The sequence below is a fragment of the uncultured Bacteroides sp. genome, assembly GCF_958445495.1.
GTDB lineage: Bacteria > Bacteroidota > Bacteroidia > Bacteroidales > Bacteroidaceae > Bacteroides.
This window is the reverse complement of sequence record NZ_CAUCSQ010000032.1, coordinates 1-20,919: the sequence shown is the minus strand read 5'-3', so window position 1 is coordinate 20,919 and position 20,919 is coordinate 1. Positions and strand designations below refer to the sequence as shown.

At 42.9% G+C, this 20,919-nt stretch carries 12 protein-coding genes; 8 read left to right on the top strand and 4 right to left on the bottom strand.

What is annotated here, in order from left to right:
- Positions 1-151 precede the first annotated feature (151 nt).
- From Q5076_RS11655 to Q5076_RS11635, 5 genes are all read left to right on the top strand, one after another.
- A complete protein-coding gene (locus tag Q5076_RS11655) occupies positions 152-3,151 on the top strand; it encodes a TonB-dependent receptor (RefSeq protein WP_303013459.1) in 3,000 nt (999 codons plus the stop codon).
- A gap of 15 nt (positions 3,152-3,166) precedes the next feature.
- Complete coding sequence (locus Q5076_RS11650) at positions 3,167-4,657, top strand: RagB/SusD family nutrient uptake outer membrane protein (RefSeq protein WP_303013457.1); 1,491 nt, start codon at positions 3,167-3,169, stop codon at positions 4,655-4,657.
- Positions 4,658-4,693: 36 nt separating this feature from the next.
- Positions 4,694-6,208 carry a SusF/SusE family outer membrane protein gene (locus Q5076_RS11645; RefSeq protein ID WP_303013456.1) on the top strand — a complete coding sequence of 505 codons (1,515 nt, stop codon included), beginning with the start codon at positions 4,694-4,696 and terminating at the stop codon, positions 6,206-6,208.
- 14 nt (positions 6,209-6,222) lie between these two features.
- A complete protein-coding gene (locus Q5076_RS11640; RefSeq protein ID WP_303013454.1) occupies positions 6,223-8,001 on the top strand; it encodes a glycoside hydrolase family 66 protein in 1,779 nt (592 codons plus the stop codon).
- Positions 8,002-8,179: 178 nt separating this feature from the next.
- Positions 8,180-10,696 carry a glycoside hydrolase family 31 protein gene (locus tag Q5076_RS11635; protein WP_303013452.1) on the top strand — a complete coding sequence of 839 codons (2,517 nt, stop codon included), beginning with the start codon at positions 8,180-8,182 and terminating at the stop codon, positions 10,694-10,696.
- Positions 10,697-10,923: 227 nt separating this feature from the next.
- On the opposite strand, the gene Q5076_RS11630 is transcribed toward Q5076_RS11635, so the two are convergent.
- The 4 genes from Q5076_RS11630 to Q5076_RS11615 all read right to left on the bottom strand — a co-directional run bounded on the left by Q5076_RS11630 (position 10,924) and on the right by Q5076_RS11615 (position 14,070).
- Complete coding sequence (locus Q5076_RS11630; protein ID WP_303013451.1) at positions 10,924-11,562, bottom strand: outer membrane beta-barrel protein; 639 nt, start codon at positions 11,560-11,562, stop codon at positions 10,924-10,926.
- 18 nt (positions 11,563-11,580) lie between these two features.
- Positions 11,581-12,210 (bottom strand): DUF4136 domain-containing protein, encoded by a 630-nt coding sequence (locus Q5076_RS11625; RefSeq protein WP_303013449.1) that lies wholly within the window; start codon positions 12,208-12,210, stop codon positions 11,581-11,583.
- A 73-nt stretch (positions 12,211-12,283) separates the two neighbouring features.
- Positions 12,284-12,847: a DUF4251 domain-containing protein gene (locus Q5076_RS11620; protein ID WP_303013448.1), complete on the bottom strand. Its 564-nt coding sequence runs from the start codon at positions 12,845-12,847 to the stop codon at positions 12,284-12,286.
- A gap of 503 nt (positions 12,848-13,350) precedes the next feature.
- On the bottom strand, positions 13,351-14,070 hold the full coding sequence (locus tag Q5076_RS11615) for a FadR/GntR family transcriptional regulator (protein WP_303013445.1): 720 nt from the start codon (positions 14,068-14,070) through the stop codon (positions 13,351-13,353).
- Between the two features lie 241 nt (positions 14,071-14,311).
- On the opposite strand from Q5076_RS11615, the gene Q5076_RS11610 reads away from it, so the two are divergent.
- From Q5076_RS11610 to Q5076_RS11600, 3 genes are read left to right on the top strand one after another with little or no spacing between them, the layout of a single operon-like run.
- Entirely contained in the window at positions 14,312-17,494 is a 3,183-nt protein-coding gene (locus Q5076_RS11610; protein ID WP_303013443.1) for a TonB-dependent receptor, read from the top strand.
- Between the two features lie 12 nt (positions 17,495-17,506).
- Complete coding sequence (locus Q5076_RS11605; RefSeq protein ID WP_303013440.1) at positions 17,507-19,027, top strand: RagB/SusD family nutrient uptake outer membrane protein; 1,521 nt, start codon at positions 17,507-17,509, stop codon at positions 19,025-19,027.
- 20 nt (positions 19,028-19,047) lie between these two features.
- On the top strand, positions 19,048-20,769 hold the full coding sequence (locus Q5076_RS11600; protein ID WP_303013438.1) for an IPT/TIG domain-containing protein: 1,722 nt from the start codon (positions 19,048-19,050) through the stop codon (positions 20,767-20,769).
- The last annotated feature ends 150 nt before the right edge of the window (positions 20,770-20,919 follow it).

Sequence of the window (20,919 nt, the reverse complement as noted above, 5' to 3'; positions counted from 1 at the left end):
ATACTGTGGGATACTGTATAAATCACTATATTTTTGCTATCTGCTTTAAGAAGCAGTATGAAATGTGGATACTTTTGTTTCACGGTCATTCAGCAATGACACAGAGAACGAAAACAAAAGTAACCCTAATATTAACTTTAAATTAATGTACATGAAACAGAGTATGAAGTCGAAAGGCTTTGAACGCCGCCTCTTACTAATAATGTGGGGCTTGTTCCTATCTCTTAGTGCATTCGCACAACAGATTTCAATAAAAGGACATGTCGTAGATGCCACGGGTGAACCGGTGATCGGTGCCAGTGTGGTAGAAAAAGGTACAACGAACGGTACAATTACCGATGTAGACGGTAATTTCTCATTAAGCGTTCCGACTAACAGCACGCTGACTATCTCTTTTGTCGGCTATAAAATGCAGACAGTCCCGGTGAACGGGAAAAACGCTTTGAAAGTAACCTTGCAGGAAGATACGGAAGTATTGGACGAAGTTGTAGTAGTGGGTTACGGAACGATGAAAAAGAGCGATCTGACCGGAGCGGTATCTTCTGTCGGAGTGAAGGACATTAAAGACTCTCCGGTGGCCAATATCGGTCAGGCAATGCAGGGAAAGGTGTCCGGCGTGCAGATTATCGATGCCGGTAAGCCGGGTGATAATGTCACCATTAAAATCCGTGGCTTGGGAACAATCAATAACAGTAACCCGCTGATTGTCATTGACGGAATACCTACCGACTTGGGATTGTCTGCTCTGAATATGGCCGATGTAGAACGGGTGGACGTATTGAAAGATGCTTCGGCAACAGCTATTTATGGTTCGCGTGGTGCGAACGGTGTGGTGATGATTACCAGCAAACGTGGTGCCGAGGGTGCCGGAAAGGTGACGGTAAACGCTAACTGGGCGATTCAGAATGCCACTAAAGTGCCCGATATGCTGAACGCTGCGCAATATGCCGCTTTGAGCAATGATATGCTGTCTAATAATGACGATAATACGAACCCTTATTGGGCAGACCCTTCTTTATTGGGAACAGGAACGAACTGGCTGGATGAAATGCTGCGCACGGGAGTGAAGCAAAGCTATTCGGTTAGCTATTCCGGTGGTACGGAAAAAGCACATTACTATGTGTCCGGTGGTTTCCTTGACCAGTCCGGTATTGTGGAAAGCGTTAATTACCGTCGTTTCAACTTTCAGGCAAATAGCGATGCCCAAGTTAATAAATGGCTGAAATTCACTACCAACCTGACATTCAGTACGGACGTGAAAGAAGGAGGAACTTATAGCATCGGTGATGCGATGAAAGCACTCCCCACCCAACCGGTGAAGAATGAGGACGGCAGTTGGAGCGGTCCCGGACAGGAGGCGCAATGGTACGGAAGCATCCGTAACCCGATTGGTACGCTGCACATGATGACCAATGAAACAAAAGGATATAACTTTCTGGCAAACATCACCGGAGAGATCACCTTTACCAAATGGCTGAAGTTGAAAAGTACATTCGGTTATGACGCTAAATTCTGGTTTGTCGACAACTTTACTCCGGCTTACGACTGGAAACCGAATCCGGTAGAAGAATCTTCCCGCTATAAGAGCGATAACAAATCATTTACCTATTTGTGGGATAATTATTTTGTATTCGACCACACTTTTGCGCAGAAACACCGGGTAGGGGTGATGGCAGGTTCTTCCGCCCAGTGGAACAACTATGATTATCTGAATGCTCAAAAGAATATCTTCATGTTTGATAATATCCATGAGATGGACAACGGCGAGAAGATGTACAGTCTTGGCGGTAGCCAGAGTGACTGGGCACTGCTCTCTCTGATGGCACGTCTCAACTATTCTTACGAAGATAAATACCTGCTTACAGCTACTGTGCGTCGTGACGGCTCTTCCCGTTTCGGTAAGAACAACCGTTGGGGAACATTCCCTTCCGTTTCGCTGGCATGGCGTATTTCCCAGGAAAACTGGTTTCCGAAAGAGAACTTCCCGGTGAATGACCTCAAACTGCGTATCGGATACGGTGTGACCGGTAATCAGGAAATCGGTAATTACGGCTTTGTTGCTTCCTATAACACTGGAGTCTATCCTTTCGGCAACAACAATTCTACCGCTTTGGTATCTACTACTCTCTCCAATCCGAATATTCATTGGGAAGAAGTGCGCCAGACCAACTTTGGTGTAGACATGAGCCTGTTCAATTCACGCGTCAACCTTTCGCTGGACGCTTATATCAAGAAGACAGCAGATATGTTGGTGAAGGCTTCCATTCCTATCACTTCCGGTTTTGAAGATACTACCGAAACTTTCACCAATGCCGGCAAAATGCGTAACAAAGGGGTGGAAATGACCTTGCGTACTATCAACCTGAAAGGACTTTTCTCTTGGGAGTCTGCCTTAACAGCCACTTATAACAAGAACGAAATTCTGGACTTGAACAGCGAAACTCCGATGTTCATCAACCAGATGGGGAATTCATACGTGACTATGCTTAGAGCCGGTTATCCGATTAATGTGTTCTACGGATACGTGACCGACGGACTTTTCCAGAACTGGGATGAAGTGAACCGCCATGCTACCCAACCGGGCGCTGCTCCGGGTGATATCCGTTTCCGGGACTTGAATAACGATGGAGTTATCAACGATGAAGACCGTACCGTTATCGGCAACCCGAACCCGAACTGGTTCTTCTCTCTAAGCAATAATTTCTCTTATAAGGGATGGGAACTTTCCGTGTTCCTGCAAGGCGTATCGGGAAACAAGATTTATAATGCCAACAATGTAGACAACGAAGGAATGGCAGCCGCTTACAACCAGACCACAGCCGTACTGAACCGCTGGACGGGAGAAGGAACAAGCAACTCCATGCCGCGTGCTATCTGGGGAGACCCGAATCAGAACTGCCGCGTATCCGACCGATTTGTGGAAAACGGTTCCTACCTCCGTCTGAAAAACATTACGCTTTCGTATACACTGCCTAAAAAGTGGATGCAAAAGATTCAACTGGAAAATGCCCGCATCTCTTTCTCTTGCGAGAATGTGGCGACTATCACCGGATATTCCGGCTTTGACCCGGAGGTTGACGTTAATGGTATCGACAGCAGCCGCTACCCTATCTCACGTACGTTCAGCATGGGTTTGAACTTTAACTTTTAAATCAGGAGGAAGAATATGAAAAAGATAACAACTTTGGTGATGATGTTTGCCATGCTGGCATTGACCTCATGCAACGATTTCTTAGACAAATATCCTAAATATGGCGTCGATCCCGAATCGGAAGTAACGGACGAGATTGCCGTGGCACTGACTACTGCCTGCTACAAGACTCTTCAGTCATCCAATATGTATAATCAGCGTATCTGGAGCCTCGATATTATCGCAGGTAACAGTGAAGTAGGCGCCGGAGGGGGAACCGACGGACTGGAAACTGTGCAGGCTTCCAATTTCATAGCCCAGAGTGATAATGGCTTTGCTTTGTATGTATGGCGTTCTCCGTGGGTAGGTATCGGACGTTGTAACATTGTGCTTTCCAATCTGCCTTCGGCAGCTATCTCCGATGAGGTAAAGACTCGTTGCATGGGTGAGGCTTATTTCCTGCGTGCACATTACTACTATATTCTGGTTCGTCTGTATGGAGGTGTGCCTTTGCGCTTAACGCCGTTTGAACCGGGAGAATCTACGGATATTGCCCGTAATACGGTAGATGAGGTATATGCCCGGATTCTTTCTGACTGCAAAAATGCGGTAAACATGCTTCCTCCGAAAAGCAGTTATGGAGACAGCGATAGAGGACGTGCCTGCAAAGAAGCTGCAATGGCTATGCTGGCGGATATTTATCTGACATTGGCGCCCAATCATCGCGAATACTATAATGAAGTAGTGACTCTGTGCGACAATATTGCTGCGATGGGATACGATTTGACCCAATACAATTATGCCGATAATTTTGATGCTACCATCAATAATGGTGCGGAGTCTCTTTTCGAGGTACAATATTCCGGAAGCACGGAATATGATTTCTGGAGCAGTGATAATCAGGCATCTTGGTTATCAACTTTCATGGGGCCTCGTAATTCGAGTCTGGTAGCCGGCGCTTATGGATGGAATTTGCCTACGGAAGAGTTTTTCGAACAATATGAAGACGGTGATTTGCGGAAGGATATGACTGTATTGTATCAAGGTTGTCCCGCTTTTGACGGTATGGAGTACAAGCGTTCTTGGTCGAGTACGGGTTATAACGTACGCAAGTTTCTTGTGCCGAAGGCAATTTCTCCGGAGTATAATACCAATCCCGGCAATTTTGTGGTATATCGTTATGCGGATGTCCTGTTGAAAAAGGCGGAGGCATTGAACGAACTGGGATATCCCGACCAGGCTGCCGGACCGCTGAATATCGTCCGTAAGCGTGCCGGACTGGCAGATGTACCGACTAACCTGACGCAGGTGGAAATGAGGGAGAAGATTATTCACGAACGCCGGATGGAGCTTGCTTTTGAAGGACACCGCTGGTTTGACATGATTCGTATTGATAATGGAAATTATGCGTTGACATTCCTGAAATCCATCGGTAAGAATAATGTGACTAAAGAACGTCTCTTGTTGCCTATCCCGCAGACTGAGATGGATTCCAATCATCTGATGACTCAGAATCCCGGTTATTAATCTGTTTTATAATCATTGATTTAGATAAATACTATCATGAAGAAATATATATATCAGTTGTTGTGTTCTCTTTTCATCGGCGGAATAATGGTTGCCTGTGCCGAGGATTATATGGAGACGGATAAAGGGCATGATGCCCTTACTCTTTCGGTGAACCGGCAAGACTTGGTGCTGAACGAAAAGAATCATAGCCAAGAGGCGCTGACTCTCTCATGGACCACCGGAACGAATTACGGAAGCGGTAACCGTATCTCTTATACGCTGGAACTGGCGAAAGCCGGGACAGACTTTGCCAATGCTTATTCGGTGGATTTAGGTACGGGAACATACCAGTGGACTAAGACTGTGGAAGAATTCAACGAATTCCTGAATACACAGTTGGGTATCGCTTATGCTGTGAAAACGGAGTTGGAAGCACGTATCACAGCCGTCGTTGCCGGAATGGAAGAGCGGAAACAGAGTGCGACAACTGCTTTTACGGTGACTACTTACCAGCCGGTTACTGCTACGCTTTACCTTATCGGCGATGCTACCCCGAACGGAGGGAATGCCGATGATGCGACAGAGATGGAATGTACGGACAACGGACAGTTTACATGGACGGGAAAACTGAATGCCGGGTCGTTTAAATTTATAACGAACTTAGGAGAATTTCTGCCGTCGTATAACCGGGATGCTACTGCCGGAGAAGTGCTTAAACTGGTTTTCCGTACGTCGGAGGACCAACCGGATGAGTTGTTTACTATCGATAAAGAGGCGACTTACATCGTGAAAGTAGACTTGCTTGACCTGTCGCTGACACTGGCTGAAACGGAGGATATCGGTTGGAGGTTTGAAGAGTTCTTCATCGTCGGTTCGTTTACCGGAGATAATGGTTGGGGATTTGAAGCAATGTCCAAAGATGCTGTCCAGATGGATTTATTCCATTATGGAGCTGTGATTCCTTGGAAGGCGGACGGAGAGTTTAAGTTTAGTTCTGTGACGGACTTCGGCCAGTCGGATGCTTTCTTCCATCCTGCCGTAGCGAATGCTCCGTACACTTCGACGTCGGTAGTGCTTGGAGGCGAAGATAATAAATGGCAAATGAAAGAGGCTGAATGTGGCAAGCCTTATAAAGTATGGTTCTATACAGGCAAAGGAAAAGAAAAGATGCTGATGCGTCCGTTTACTCCTTATGCGGGATTGTATCTGGTGGGTGAGGCAACTCCGAACGGATGGGACCTGGCCAATGCTACACCGATGGTCAAGAGTGCCGACAGTCCTTATATCTTCACATGGAGCGGTACATTGAAAGCCGGTGAGATGAAGATTTCCTGCGACAAAAAATCTGACTGGAGCGGAGATTGGTTTATGGCGGATAAGGGCGGTAAAACTCCGACGGGTGAAGTGGAAACAGCGTTATTCGTCACTAAGTCGGATGCAGAGTTGAGCAGTATGTATCCGGATACGGATTTGGGTAGTCTGGATTATAAGTGGAATATTCAGGAGGCCGGTTCTTATCAGATTACGATTGACCAGTTGAAAGAGACGATCTCGATTGTGAAACAATAAAACAAGAATTCAAGATGAAAAAAATAATATATCTGGTAGCTGCTTTCCTGTGTATGGCTTGCAGTGATGATAATGAGTCGGACCAACAGAGCGGGGGAGCTTCGGGAGGCGTTGCCGAAGTGACTCCGGTAACATCGGATTTGAGTGTGGATTTGTCGACCGACAAGGCTTTCTATAAGCCGGGGGAGAAAGTGGTGTTTACGGCAGATGATGCTTTGCCTGCCGGAACGAAAGTACGTTATCGTCTTTTAGGTGAAACGGTGGGGGAAGAATCGGTAAACGGTACGAGCTGGACATGGCAACCGCCTGCCACTGATTTTAAAGGGTATATGGCAGAGCTTTACCGCCAGGAGAACGGAACGGATGTAATAGTCGGTACGATTGCGGTAGATGTATCCAGTAATCCGGCACGTTTCCCGCGTTATGGTTTTGTCGCTGATTTCAGTCAGGAGAAGACAGCCGAAAAGACACAGGAAGAGATGGAGTATCTGAACCGTCATCATATCAACTGGGTGCAGTTCCAGGACTGGCATAATAAACATCACTGGCCGTTGGGCGGTACACGTACACAGTTGGATGAGGTATATATGGACATCGCTAACCGGGAGGTTTATACAAGTTCGATAAAGAATTACATTGAAGCGCAGCATCGTTTCGGCATGAAGTCTATGTTTTATAATCTTTGTTTCGGAGCGTTGAAAGATGCTGCTACGGATGGAGTGAAAGAGGAATGGTATTTGTATAAAGATGCCTCTCACACTACCAAGGACAGCCATGACCTGCCGGGCGGATGGAAAAGTAATATCTATCTGGTAGACCCTTCTAACAAGGAATGGCAGAAATATCTGTGCGAAAGGAATGACGATGTATATGCAAACTTCGCTTTCGACGGCTATCAGATAGACCAGTTGGGACGGCGTAGCACGCTTTATAATTATAACGGTATTCCTGTTAACTTGCGTGAGGGATATGCCTCTTTTATAGATGCAATGAAGCAGGTGCATCCGGACAAGAGTTTGGTGATGAATGCGGTGAGCCGTTACGGTGCCCGTCAGATAGGGGAGACGGATAAAGTGGATTTCTTCTATAATGAAGTATGGGCGGATGAGGCTGATTTTACCAATCTGAAAGCTATTCTTTATGAAAATGGAGTATATGGCGATTATCAGTTGAATACGGTTTTTGCAGCTTATATGAATTATAACAAAGCGGATAACCGGGGGGAATTTAATACGCCGGGTATTCTGCTGACGGATGCTGTCATGTTTGCTTTGGGTGGTTCGCATCTGGAATTGGGAGGCGATCACATGTTATGCAAAGAGTATTTCCCGAATGAGAATCTGACAATGAGCGAAGAACTGAAAACAGCGATGGTTCATTATTATGATTTCCTGACTTCTTATCAGAATCTGCTTCGTGACGGAGGTACGGAAAATAGTATCACCATGAATTGTACCAACGGGGAAATGAGGTTGAATGTATGGCCTCCCCAACAAGGTTCGGTCACTACTTATGCCAAGCAGGTAGGCAACAGGCAGGTGATACATCTTCTTAACTTCTCGCAGGCGAACAGCCTTAGTTGGAGGGATGTGGACGGCACGATGCCGGAACCGGCCTTGATTACGAAAGCTGCTTTACAAATGAATCTGCCGGCCAAAGTGAACAAGTTATGGGTAGCTTCACCGGATGTACATGGAGGCGCTTTGCAGGAACTGGCTTTTACGCAGGAGAACGGAGTTGTTTCTTTCACATTGCCGTCTCTGAAATACTGGACAATGATTGTGGCTGAATAAAACTGATTGTAAGTCTTCTAGTACACTAATCTTATATTATTAGGCACGGATTACGCAGAATTCACGGTTTTTAGAATGATGGAGTATATAAAGAAACAGCGTTAATCCGTGCTTTATTTATTATATAAGCAATAATGCATGCTTAGCTGAATAAAGCGGCTGTAATAGAATAACTGAAATGATAAGTATGAAGATAAGATATAAATTATGGGTATGGGCATTGTGTTTGGTATTCCCAACGTTGGTGTGGGCGGAAGGTGCAGCACGCACATGCACTTCTTTTACACAACAAGGGCGTCAGGTGACTTTTCACCTGACGGACAGTGCTGCGTTACAGCTACAGCTTTGTAGTCCTTCGGTAGTCAAAATTTGGTTTTCACCCAATGGGCAACTGCAACGAAAGAACGCCTCTTTCGCGGTAATTAATGAAGAGTTGGAAGATGTAGGGACCGTTCATGTAGACGAACAGGCGGCCTGTTATGAAATCTTTACTCCGAAATTGCGGATTCGGGTAAATAAATCTCCGTTGAGTCTTCAGATATTTGATAAGTATCAGAAACTCCTGTTTAGTGATTATGCCGACAAGGGGCATGTGAGTGAAGGAACAAAGAAGACGGAATATAAAGTGCTCCGTCGTGACGAGCATTTCTTCGGACTGGGAGAAAAGACTGGAAAGATGGACCGTCGTGGCGAATCTTATAAGATGTGGAATAGTGACAAACCTTGCTATAGTATAGTGGAAGATCCGCTCTACAAGAGTATTCCTTTCTTTATGAGCAGCTATCGGTATGGTATTTTTCTTGATAATACGTACAAAACGGAATTCAAGTTCGGTACGGAAAGTCGCGACTATTACAGCTTTGAGGTTCCGAACGGTGAAATGATTTACTATTTTATCTTCGGCAAGGACTATAAGGAAATTATCGGCCAATACGTCGGACTGACGGGCAAACCTATCATGCCCCCGAAATGGGCGCTGGGCTTTGCTCAATGCCGTGGCCTGCTGACAAGCGAAAAACTCAGCCGCGAAATAGCCGAGGGTTACCGGAAGCGTGGAATCCCTTGTGATATTATCTATCAGGACATCGGCTGGACGGAATATCTGCAGGATTTCGAATGGCGCAAAGGAAACTATGAGAATCCGAAGAAGATGCTTTCGGATTTGAAAGGGATGGGTTTTAAGGTAGTCGTATCTCAAGATCCGGTAATTGCACAAGCCAACAAAAAGCAATGGGAAGAAGCAGATCGTTTGGGCTATTTTGTAAAGGACAGTACGAACGGTAAAAGCTATGATATGCCCTGGCCTTGGGGTGGTAATTGTGGAGTGGTGGATTTTACCTTGCCTGCCGTAGCCGACTGGTGGGGAACCTATCAGCAGAAACCGATTGACGACGGTATTTCCGGCTTCTGGACGGACATGGGCGAACCTGCCTGGAGTAATGAAGAGCAGACGGAACGTCTCGTCATGAAACACCATCTGGGTATGCACGATGAAATCCATAATGTCTATGGATTGACTTGGGATAAAGTGGTGAAAGAACAATTTGAAAAGAGGAATCCGGACCGTCGTGTGTTCCAAATGACTCGTGCCGCTTATGCAGGGCTGCAACGTTATACGTTCGGTTGGACGGGGGATAGCGGAAACGGTGACGATGTGTTGCAAGGCTGGGGACAGTTAGCCAATCAGATTCCCGTAATGCTTTCCGCCGGTTTAGGACTGATACCGTTTTCTTCCTGTGACATTACCGGTTACTGTGGAGATCTTGAAGATTATCCGGCTATGGCCGAACTCTATACCCGTTGGATACAGTTCGGAGCATTCAATCCTTTGAGCCGTATTCACCACGAGGGAGATAATCCGGTGGAACCGTGGCTTTTCGGTCCCGAAGCAGAAAAGAACGCAAAGGCGGCTATCGAGTTGAAATATCGTTTATTGCCCTATATCTATACTTATGCCCGCGAAGCTTATGATACAGGATTGCCTATCATGCGCCCTCTGTTTCTCGAATACCCGATGGATATGGAAACTTTTTCTACGGATGCCCAATTTATGTTCGGTCGTGAATTACTGGTAGCCCCTGTGGTGAAGAAAGGCGCTCGTACCAAAAATGTCTATCTGCCCGAAGGTACATGGATTGACTATAATAACAAGAAGACGGTTTACACCGGAGAGCAATGGACTACGGTTGACGCTCCCCTGTCCTCCGTTCCTATGTTTGTGAAGCAAGGTTCTATCATCCCCACCATGCCGGTGATGAACTACATCCATGAGAAACCGGTATATCCACTAACTTTTGAAGTTTTCCCTGCACAAGAGGGTGCACAGGCTGCCTTTACTCTCTACGAAGATGAAGGAGAAGACTTAGGATATCAGCGCGATGAATTTGTCAAAACGCCGATTGTTTGTAATACTTTGGCAAATGGATATGAACTGACTGTCTCTGCCCGTGAAGGAAAAGGTTACACTGTCCCCGGTCCGAGAAATCTGTTATTCCGGATTTATTCTGCGAAAGCTCCCGAAAAGGTAACTGTCAAAGGGAAGAAAATGAAGAGGGTAAAACCGGAACGGTTGGAAGAAGACTTAGAAAATGATACGGAGTCCGTGCTATGGAGTTGGGATAAAAAGACCGGTATATGTAGTGTGCGCATACCTGATAAAGGGATGGGTGAGCAGATTATGATTTTCTCTGAATAGTTGTTGCGGAAGTAACTTTTTGGAAAACGTAATTAATGGTTGCTAGTTATGTATTTCCTGTTTGTCGGGTATATATATCCAGTGTTCTGGGCATATATACCCGTTGTGTTGGATATATATGCCGGTTATACTGGATATATATGTTTATTGGATATATGAGTCCGTATTCCGTTAAGGTTGTTAAATACAAACTTTTGATAGAAAGAATGTAAAGATAAGTAGTTCTTCTAGAAACAGATACCGACCCGGAATCCTACATTGTTTTGCCCGTCTTGTGAATCGGTTAACAGTTGGCTTTTATTAGTTGCATAACTGTAATAGGCAGCTATATGAAAACCGAAACGTTTGTCGGGGACCGGATAAATATTCATTCCGATTTCCGGTGAGACATAAAATCCCCACGGATTATCGTACCAACCTGTTGTATTGGTATAAGTGGTATTTCTAGCATACATGGCCCCTGTTTTCACCCCTATATAGGGACGTACATAGCCGTATTCATGTAAGCGGAAAGCGGTCGATAAACCGAACGGAAGTTGATAGGCTGTCTGTTGCTGGTCGGTAGTCAGGGAAGCGGTGGAAGAGAGCGGATAGGTTTGTCTTCCCACATATTTATGGTTACTGTGGAAGCTGATAAAGGCTCCTAACGACCAATGGGGTGTAACATAATATCCTCCTTCAAAACTCATTCCCCAACCGCTGATGCGATTGGCAAAATCCGTATTTATGGGTGCATTCATCTGCCAGTCTACGTTAAAATGAAAATTTTCCGCGATATTTTGCGCATTGCTCTTTACATAAAACAGGGATAGTAAGATGACCGTCAGAGTATATTTATTTTTCAGTATATCTATTATTGTTTTCATAATCTTCAGTCTTTAGAGTTATTTGTTGATGTAGGGAGATTGTTCAAAAGCTTGGGTGACTGCATTCAGTGTCAGTTGCATGTTTATATGTGAGTTCCCATATAACAGGCCTGATGCATAGGCATGCCATACTACCGGCAGGTTTGCCTTGTGGAGCTTGTCTGAAGGTTTGTCGGTTAAGTCAACGAGCTCCATAATGAAGGTTCCCGTATCGTAACTGTAGGAAATGGGATAAGGATAATACCATCCTCCCCAGTAGGGTCCCCAGAAACCGAAATCCCACCATCCTCCGTAGCCTCCGCCTATCGTACCGATTATTTGTGTTGTCTGTTCTGCATACGAAAGTTGCAAGCCGATTGAGGCGTCTGCCGGTTTCTCGACTCTTGTATATCCGCGTCCGAGCATTTCATCTGCCACGGTATTGATGATTTTTTGCGCATTGTCGTCTTTCCAGTAATGGGCTTTTACACTTTGTCCTGCCAGAAGGATGCTGTCGGGCAGACAGAATGTGGTGAAATTACTGAATTGAGTATCGCTGTCATAGTTGGTGTAAACGGTGAAATCGCTGTCAAGCTGGTTAAAATCAGGGTCTTTCTCGCAAGATGTGATTAGTGTCGCGATTACCAATAGAAACAATAACTTTTTCATCTCATTAAGTTTTAAAGATTTGACATTCTCTTTGTTTTCTCTCTTTATTTCTATATAAAATTCATCTATTTTCTTATAACGTTCTTCCTTGGAATACATTGGCTTTCACTATCGGTAGCAATGTGCCTCTTAATGTGAACCGATTGGAGTTAAAATTGGGCGAAATGTCCACTGTTGCCTGGTTGCTTCCTTTGGGCAAGTCAATATTTACCAGTGCCGAAATACCGGTTCCCATTACATTCATTGAGATATGCGTATTTCCTTTTTTGTCGGTTTTCAATTTGTAGTTTGAGATGTTGCCGGAAACCGTGACACCTCCTAAGCCGTTAGGACCGGATATCGGGATATTGAATGCTACCTGTACGACTGCTTTGTTTCCTTGTACTGCTACAAAATTAGTATTGGAGGTGACAAATGCCGTCGTACCGTATTTAAACATTACCTGATCGGCTTCCAGGATGAATTGTTTTTCTTCTATGGCTTTTTTGGCTTCTTCATAATAAAGTTGATCCAGCATTTCTTTTTGCGCCTTCTCTTCTTCACGGGTCATTTCTTTTTCTTTCTGGACTGTCTGTGCATTTATGTATCCTATTCCAGCGAATAGGAACATCATTACAAATGTTGTTATCCTTTTCATAATTTCTCCTCCTTTAAAATAATTACCGTATATATGTATCATAATAAATTTCAACTTCGTAGCTTTTGTTATTCCTTTTACTTTATAAATACTTTTTCTTTTGGAATACTGCAAAATGAAATCCGAAAGTTCTGTTTTTTAACTCATTGTAATTTATTTCACATTACTTTGTTATTGGGTAGGTGAGAATGTAAATAAAGGTGAATGGATGGTGGTGGTTAGTCGGTAGGCGGTGTTTGTGTTTGTCGCTTTTCTTGATGGGCTTTTCGGTAAGAGGTTGGGGATATGTCCTTGTAATTTCTGTTTGTTGTATCTATGATAGATTTTTATTAATTCATTTTGTCTTTATGATGATATTCTATATAAAAAAGACAGGACTATGGGGATTGATGGCCTGTCTTTTCGTTATCTGGTGAATGGTTTTATATAAACAAAATTAATTATATGAAATAGGATAAGTTCTTATATGTGATTAATAAAATATTTTTTCTTTGTAATGTAATTTATATATGTCCGTATTCAAACTCTGGAATATCTCCTTTTGCTGACATTTTTGCAAAGTCAATCAGATTGGATAAGTGTCGAAGCACTAATTCTTTCATTCCATCTTTGTCTTTATCTTTTATTTTTTGTAACATTTCTCTATGTTCTGCATGGACCGTTTTTTGCGGGACAGCACACACTTTGTATTTTTGGTAATATTTTAAAATATCAGGAGTAATAATGAGTAAGAGTGAACTGATTACCGGATTATGTCCCCCTTGTGCAATAGCTTGATGAAAGGCAAAATCCTTTTCAACACGAAGATTAGTGTCAAACTTATCTTCAAGTTCTATAAGAGCACTTTCAATATTTTTCAAATCTTTTTCCGTTCGGTTCATTGCACATAGTTTACAAACTTCTATTTCTAGTAGGACACGTACGTATACCAAACTGGAAAAATCGTATTTGCTTACCTTTAGGGCATCCGTAATCATTGTATCCAACTGGTCTTTGGAAAATTCGGATACGACTGTACCACTTTGTGGATATATTTTTACAATACCGTATAACTCCATCTTCTGTAAAGCTTCACGAACATGTGAACGGCTGACTTTCAATTGTTCTGATAATTTCCGTTCAGATGGTAGGCGTTCACCTGGCAGAATCTGGCGTTCCGCAATTTGTTTCTTTATATGCTCTATGACAAGTTTAACCGGTTGCGAATTTACTTCGTCTTTCATAAGATACAAATGTTTTAAAAAGTTTTCCTTCTTAATTCGGGTGTAAAAATACGAATATTATCTTGCAAAATAAAGCTTTATAGCAAAAATATTCTTTTCCCCTTTTATAAAGAGGTACGCATAATATGCTGCTAATAAGTGTATTATTATGTATTGTTAATTAATAATAATTGGTAAACCAAAATTTTGGTTTACCAATTTTAATCGTTACGTTTGTCACAGAATTTAAAAAAGCTAATCTATGAACTACTCCTGTATTTTAAAGAAAGTCGTATCGGTGTTCCTATTGTTAGTTGGGGCATTGAACGTTTACTCCCAGCACGTAGTTACTGGTAAAGTGATAGATGGACAGGGCCCGTTGATTGGAGCTTCGGTAACAATTAAAGATGCTGCTGTTCCTACGGGGACTGTGACAGACGCTGAGGGTAATTACTCCATTAAAGTTCCTAATTCTAAAACGATTCTGGTTTATTCGTATATCGGATACGTCGATAAAGCAGAAGTGATAGGTAAACGTAAAGTTGTCAATGTAACGTTGGAAGAAGATTTAAAAATGTTGGATGATGTGGTAGTTATCGGTTATGGTACACAAGCCAAATCCCATTTGACAGGGTCTATCTCGAAATTGGAAGGCGAGAAACTGATTAATGCCCCTGTGAGTGATGTGACTTCTGCTTTGCAAGGCGCTATGACCGGTCTGACAGTCTCCAATGAAACTTCAGAAGTCGGTGTGACCCCTTCTATCCGGGTACGTGGTACTGGCTCCATCTCTGCAGATAGTGAGCCATTGGTTATTATAGACGGCTTTCCGGTATCGGGAGGTTTGTCATCTATTAATGCCGCTGATGTAAAATCCATTGAAATTTTGAAAGATGCCGCTTCTGCTGCTATTTATGGTTCACGTGCGGCTAATGGTGTGATAATGGTGACTACCAAGAGCGGTACTCCGGATAAACCGAAATATTCGTTCAAATTCTATCAGGGGTTTAAGTACGCTTACCAGTTGCATGATATGATGACTTCCTCCGAATGGTTGTCTTTGTTGGAAGAAGAGGCGGCTTTAGGTGGTCCGAAGGTTCCGGCTGCTGCGCGTGGAGCTGCCTATCTGGAGAGCCAGATGGGTACTACTGACTGGCAAAAGGAAGGATTGCGCGATATGGCAGGTATTACAAATGTGCAGATGAGTGTTTCCGGAGGACGTAAAGAAACGAGATATTTTATTTCTGCGGCTTATACTAAAGATGAAGGGGTGATGCTCAATAATTCACTGGATAAATTGAACTTCCGTACTAAGATAGATACTAAACTTTCCAAGATTGCTTCGGTTGGTGTTAATATTTCCGGTACGTATAGTAAGACGGAACGTCCGAAAAATAATTTTATTGATTTTTATCGTACTCCTTCATTTTTACCGGTTTATCATAATGAGTATAGTACAGAATTAACCGGATATACCGGGTTTGCCAGAGGCAGTCACTTTAATAATATCATGACACCGACTGCTGTAGATGCGGATGGAAATCCGTTATTCGACGTTGATGGTAACCGAGTGTTGGAAAAATCATCCCCGTTTAGTTCTGCTAACAATAATCCGAAGAGTGTAATGACAAATACTTTCCGTTGGAGTGAGACTATGCAAGGACTGGCCAGCATGTACCTCACGCTTGAACTTTGTAAAGGATTACAGTTTAAAACGTCTAATGGATTGAATGTTCGTTTTGCTCCTTCTTATTATTATGCTAATCAGAATGCTACGAAAGACAAGGAAGCCAGCCGTGCTACTTATTCCAGTGCACTTTACGTTGACCTGTTAAGTGAGAACACCTTGAGTTATCATTTGGATTTTGGAAAGAATAAAACTCATAGCATAGACGCTTTATTGGGATATACCGTAGAGAAGACACGGAATCAGCGAGTGGCTATGGCTGCAACAGGTTTCGCTACTGACGATATTCATACGTTGAATGCTGCTACTGTTTATGAATTGGCTAGTGAAGATAATGGAAATACGGCAGGTACAGGGACTTTCCGGTATCCAGATGTTGTATTGGAATCCTATTTAGGACGTATTAATTATAGTTATCTGGGACGTTATTTATTGTCTACCTCTTTACGTCTGGATCGTTCGTCGCTTTTTTCTAAAGGAAATCGTAACGCTTGGTTTCCCTCCGTATCGCTTGGATGGCGTGTAAATGAAGAGAAATTTATGAAAAATGTCAAAGCCATTTCTAATTTGAAATTTCGTATTTCCTATGGTGTGACGGGTAACAATCGTATCAGTTATAATGCAGCTCTCGAAGTATTGAACAGCGCCAATTATGTAACAGGCAAAGGAACAGGTTCTCTCGTGAATGGTTCGGCAAATATATCTTCATCACTTGCAAATTCCGATATTACATGGGAGCAGACCGATGAGTTTAACTATGGTTTGGATTTGGGACTTTTCAATAATCGGGTCAATTTGGCGATAGATGCTTACTATTCAGTGACACGTGCACTATTGTTTGAGCAGCCTACCCAGTCATTTACCGGCTATACGAAGTATTGGAACAATATTGGAAAAGTGCGTAATTCCGGTCTTGAAATCCAGCTTGATACATATAATATAAAAAATCGCAACTTTTCGTGGAATACTAATATTAATTTCTCGTTGTCGCGTAACAAGCTATTGGAATTAGGCGGTGAACAGCAGATGATTACCCTGGGTGAGAGAAATGAAGGATATCTCGCTAAGGTGGGCGAGCCGCTGATTCAGTTTTACGGATACAAAACTTGCGGTGTTTGGAACAGTGCGGAAGAAATTGCCGCTAACCCTCATTTTTCGGATGATGCTCCGGGAGGATTGCGCATCGTGGATACGAATAATGACGGTTCTTTAACCCCTGAAGACCGTGTAGCATTAGGAACTCCATATCCGGATTTTACTTGGGGTATCACTAATACATTCCAGATTAAGGATTTTGATATTTCATTCCTTATTCAAGGCGTACAGGGAATTACTGTGTTGAATGGCGATGTTTATTATAATGAAACGAAAAAGTGGAACAAGAAATATACAAAAAACCGTTGGGTGAGTGCCGAACATCCGGGTGACGGAAAGACTCCTTATCAGAATGTGAAAACCGGCCACGACCTTATGCTCACCGACTATCCTCTGCAGAATGCTTCTTATGCCTGTTTACGTAATTTTACAGTGGGATATACTTTACCGGCAACCGCTGCCCGTAAGATTAAATTATCTGGCGTCCGCTTTTATGTGTCTGGCAGCAATTTACTTTACATCTGGGGAAGCGGTTACAAAGGGATTAATCCGGAATCCCGTATAACTTCCGGTACTTATTCCAGTGCCATGATTTCGGGTTACCAACGTGGTGGATTCCCGTTGACTTCTACTATTTCAGCAGGATTTGATATTAATTTTTAATGAGAAAAAGCGATGAAAAAGGTAAATTATATAGGATTATTGTTAATCGTCATATTATTTTCTGCTTGTGATTTAAATCAATATCCTTATTCGGAGGTAGCGGCGGACAAATATGTGAAAGACGCTTCGTCAGTCAATAATTTGGTGATGGGGTGTTATAACTCTCTCCATGATGTGATGTATTATGAGTGGGCTATGACCGAATTAAGGTCGGATAATAGCCGTATGTATGCGGCCGGTTCTTCCTCCAATACCACCCGGTTGGTGGAACAACTTGACCAAGGAACTATCGTACCGGAAAATGAATGGGTGGAAACATACTGGAATGCTTGTTATGCAACAATCGCGCGGGTAAACAATGTGCTGTCTTACCTTGATGTGGTAACAGACCCGGTACAGAGGAATCAATATGAAGGAGAAGTTCTCTTTCTTCGTTCATTGGAGTATTTTAATCTTGTCCGTTTATGGGGGCCGGTATTTATCGTTACTTCTAAAACACCGTCTGAAGTAGCTCGTAATATGCAACGTTCCACGGTAGATGAGGTGTATGCGCTTATTGAAGGTGATTTGGAGAATATTGTCGATAATGAGTTGTTACCAGCCAAGATGGCGGATGATGATTTGGGACGGGCCGATTTGAATGCGGCTAAAGCATTGCTTGCCAAAGTATATGCCACGCATTACCAGGCAGGTGATGAAAAATATGCCCGTGCGGCTCAGTTATGTAAAGAAGTGCTTGAAAGTGAGGCAGTGGGTAATCCGCAGACAGGCAGTGATCTTGTTGCTTATGACAAGATTTTTGATATAACCAATGAAATGAACAAAGAAATCATTTTTGCGGTTCGTTATCTTTCGGGTAATGTCGGTATCGGTTCACCGTTCGGCAATATGTTTGCTCCGGTCAATAATGGTGCTAATGTGATTGTCGGTACTTCTTCCGGTTATAATACTCCTACTGACAATATTATTGCAGCTTATGAACAAAGAGGTGCGGGCGCAGACAAACGTTTGGATGTGAACATCGCACAGAAATATTTCAATACGACAACTCAGACCTGGGTAACTGAAGGCAATTGCCGTTATTGTAAGAAATATGTAAATCCGGTTACGGTTCAGTATGATGGTGAGAGTGACTGGCCTGTGATTCGTGTAGCTGATATTGCTTTACTTTATGCTGAACTGACTAATGAGATTTCAGGACCCTCGGCAGATAATCTGAAATATTTGAATATGGTTTGTGAGCGTGCCGGAGTTCCGACTTATACGTTGACCGAGTTATCCGGCAGTTATGATTTCAGAGAAGCCGTGCGTAATGAACGCAGGTTGGAGTTAGCTTTTGAAAATCAACGTTGGTTTGACTTACTCCGTTGGGGAATTGCTACCCGAACAGTGAACAATTATTTAAACAGTGAACCTCTTTATGCGGAGTATTCCTATACGGTGAACGATATAGAAGACTGGCAGACATTCTTGCCTATTCCGGTGAGTGTGATTGACATTAATCCGGAAGTTGCACAAAACACCGGTTATTAATCCTTTAAATGTTTATGAATATGAAACAATATAAAAAATGGAACTTGGCGTCTTTATTTGCCGGTTTGGTTCTTTTATGCGGTTGTGATTCCATATCGATGAAAGATGTGGCAACCAGTGTACCGCAGATTCTGTCTTTTTCACCTGAAAGTGGAAGCATAGGCAGTGAAATAGTTGTTACCGGAGAATATCTGGATGATGTGGTAGGAGCCGCTATTGGTGGTGGAGAAGTTGTAATCCTGCAGAAAGTGTCTAATCGGCGTTTATCCTTGAAAGTAACGGACCTTGCGAAGAGTGGCAAGATTACATTAGTCAATTCGGTAGGCGAAGGAGTGTCCGAGGGTGATTTTACTCTTGAATACCCTGCTCCTGTCGTTTCACAGGCAGGAATACCCTCAGAAGTGGAAATAGGTAATAATTTATTAATTTCCGGCAAACATATGAATGTCGTGAGTGCCGTACTTTTTACAGCCGAAGGTGGAACGGGAGGAAATGAAGCAGAGATTATTTCACAAAATGATAATGAAATTGTAGTTAAAGTACCTTATGTGGAAAGTGACAATGCTATTGTGACATTCAGATATTTTAATGGTGTGGAAAATGTGGAAACTTCAAGTTCCTCAGCACTGGAGTTGACAGTGAAACGTTATCAGCCGAATGTTACTACCACCGTATTTGAACCTGCCAATGTAGGAGATATAATAGTATTGGAAGGTGAATATCTGGATAAGATTGATAAAGTTTTGTTAGGTGATATTGAGTGCACCATTACAGTACAAACTGAAAATGAATTAAGGTTTATGGTTCCTACGTCGGATAGTTTTAAAAACGGTGATAACAAAGTAACGTTGAAGATTTCCTATTTTAACGGCCGTGAGACCCCCATATTAACAGATGAGTTTATAGTAAGGGTAGCTTACGTATATTTCTGGGAAAACAAAACCATTTATGCGCAGGCTCGTGTAGAAGGACAGTTTTTTGCATTCTTTTCACCGGAAACCGGACAGGTTTATGCCAATGAAGATTGGAGAACGGAAGTAGATCCGATTGCAGGTCCTGCCAGTGGTTCCGATCCGAAGAATAATGCCAATAATCCGTCTTATATATTGAATATAACGAAAGAAGAATATGATAAGGTAAATCCCTATTTCTTTATTTCCGCTTCAAGTTCCAATGAATCTTTGTCATTACAAAGCCCTGCTAATTCCGACGGGCAGTTAAAGAATTTCTATACTTCCACAAGTTCCAGTTCCTCGATAACGGGAAAGGCTGCCTGGTGGGGAACTCCGGCATTGTCGTTTATGTATTTGGATCCAGAAGAGCCTGATTGCATAGAGCTAATCAATAAGGTGAAAGCAGGCGATATTAAAAAAATAGACGAAAACACCTTTCCGTTGGATATTGCTAAGAAAACATGTGGAAATCTGCAACTTTCGGTGAGTGTTGCACCGGTAGCGGCTGACGGATGGGCCAAAGATGAATTTGAAAAAGGAGTAGAAAAGACCAATGTTGATCTTGATGCAGTTCTTTTAGTCTTTTATTATAATGAAAATGGATACTGCAATAAGTATTCGGATAAAAATCCTGCCGCTAATGTGAAGCGTATCGGTATACTCCATATCAAAAAAGCAGACTTCAAACTAAAGGATGGTTCAACGACCGAATTTTCCGCTAGTTCTATTACTTTCGATATGTATTGGCAAAAACAAGATTACGATTATTCTAAAGTAGTGACGGAATGATAAATAAGATAATTATAACCCTTCTTTGGGTAAGTTTGCCGTTGGTTTCTTTTGCAAAGAGATATGATGTGACACTTCCCGAAGTAGCCTCCTGCCTGAAGACTGCACAACCGGGTGACCAGATTTATATCAAAGACGGTCAGTATAAAG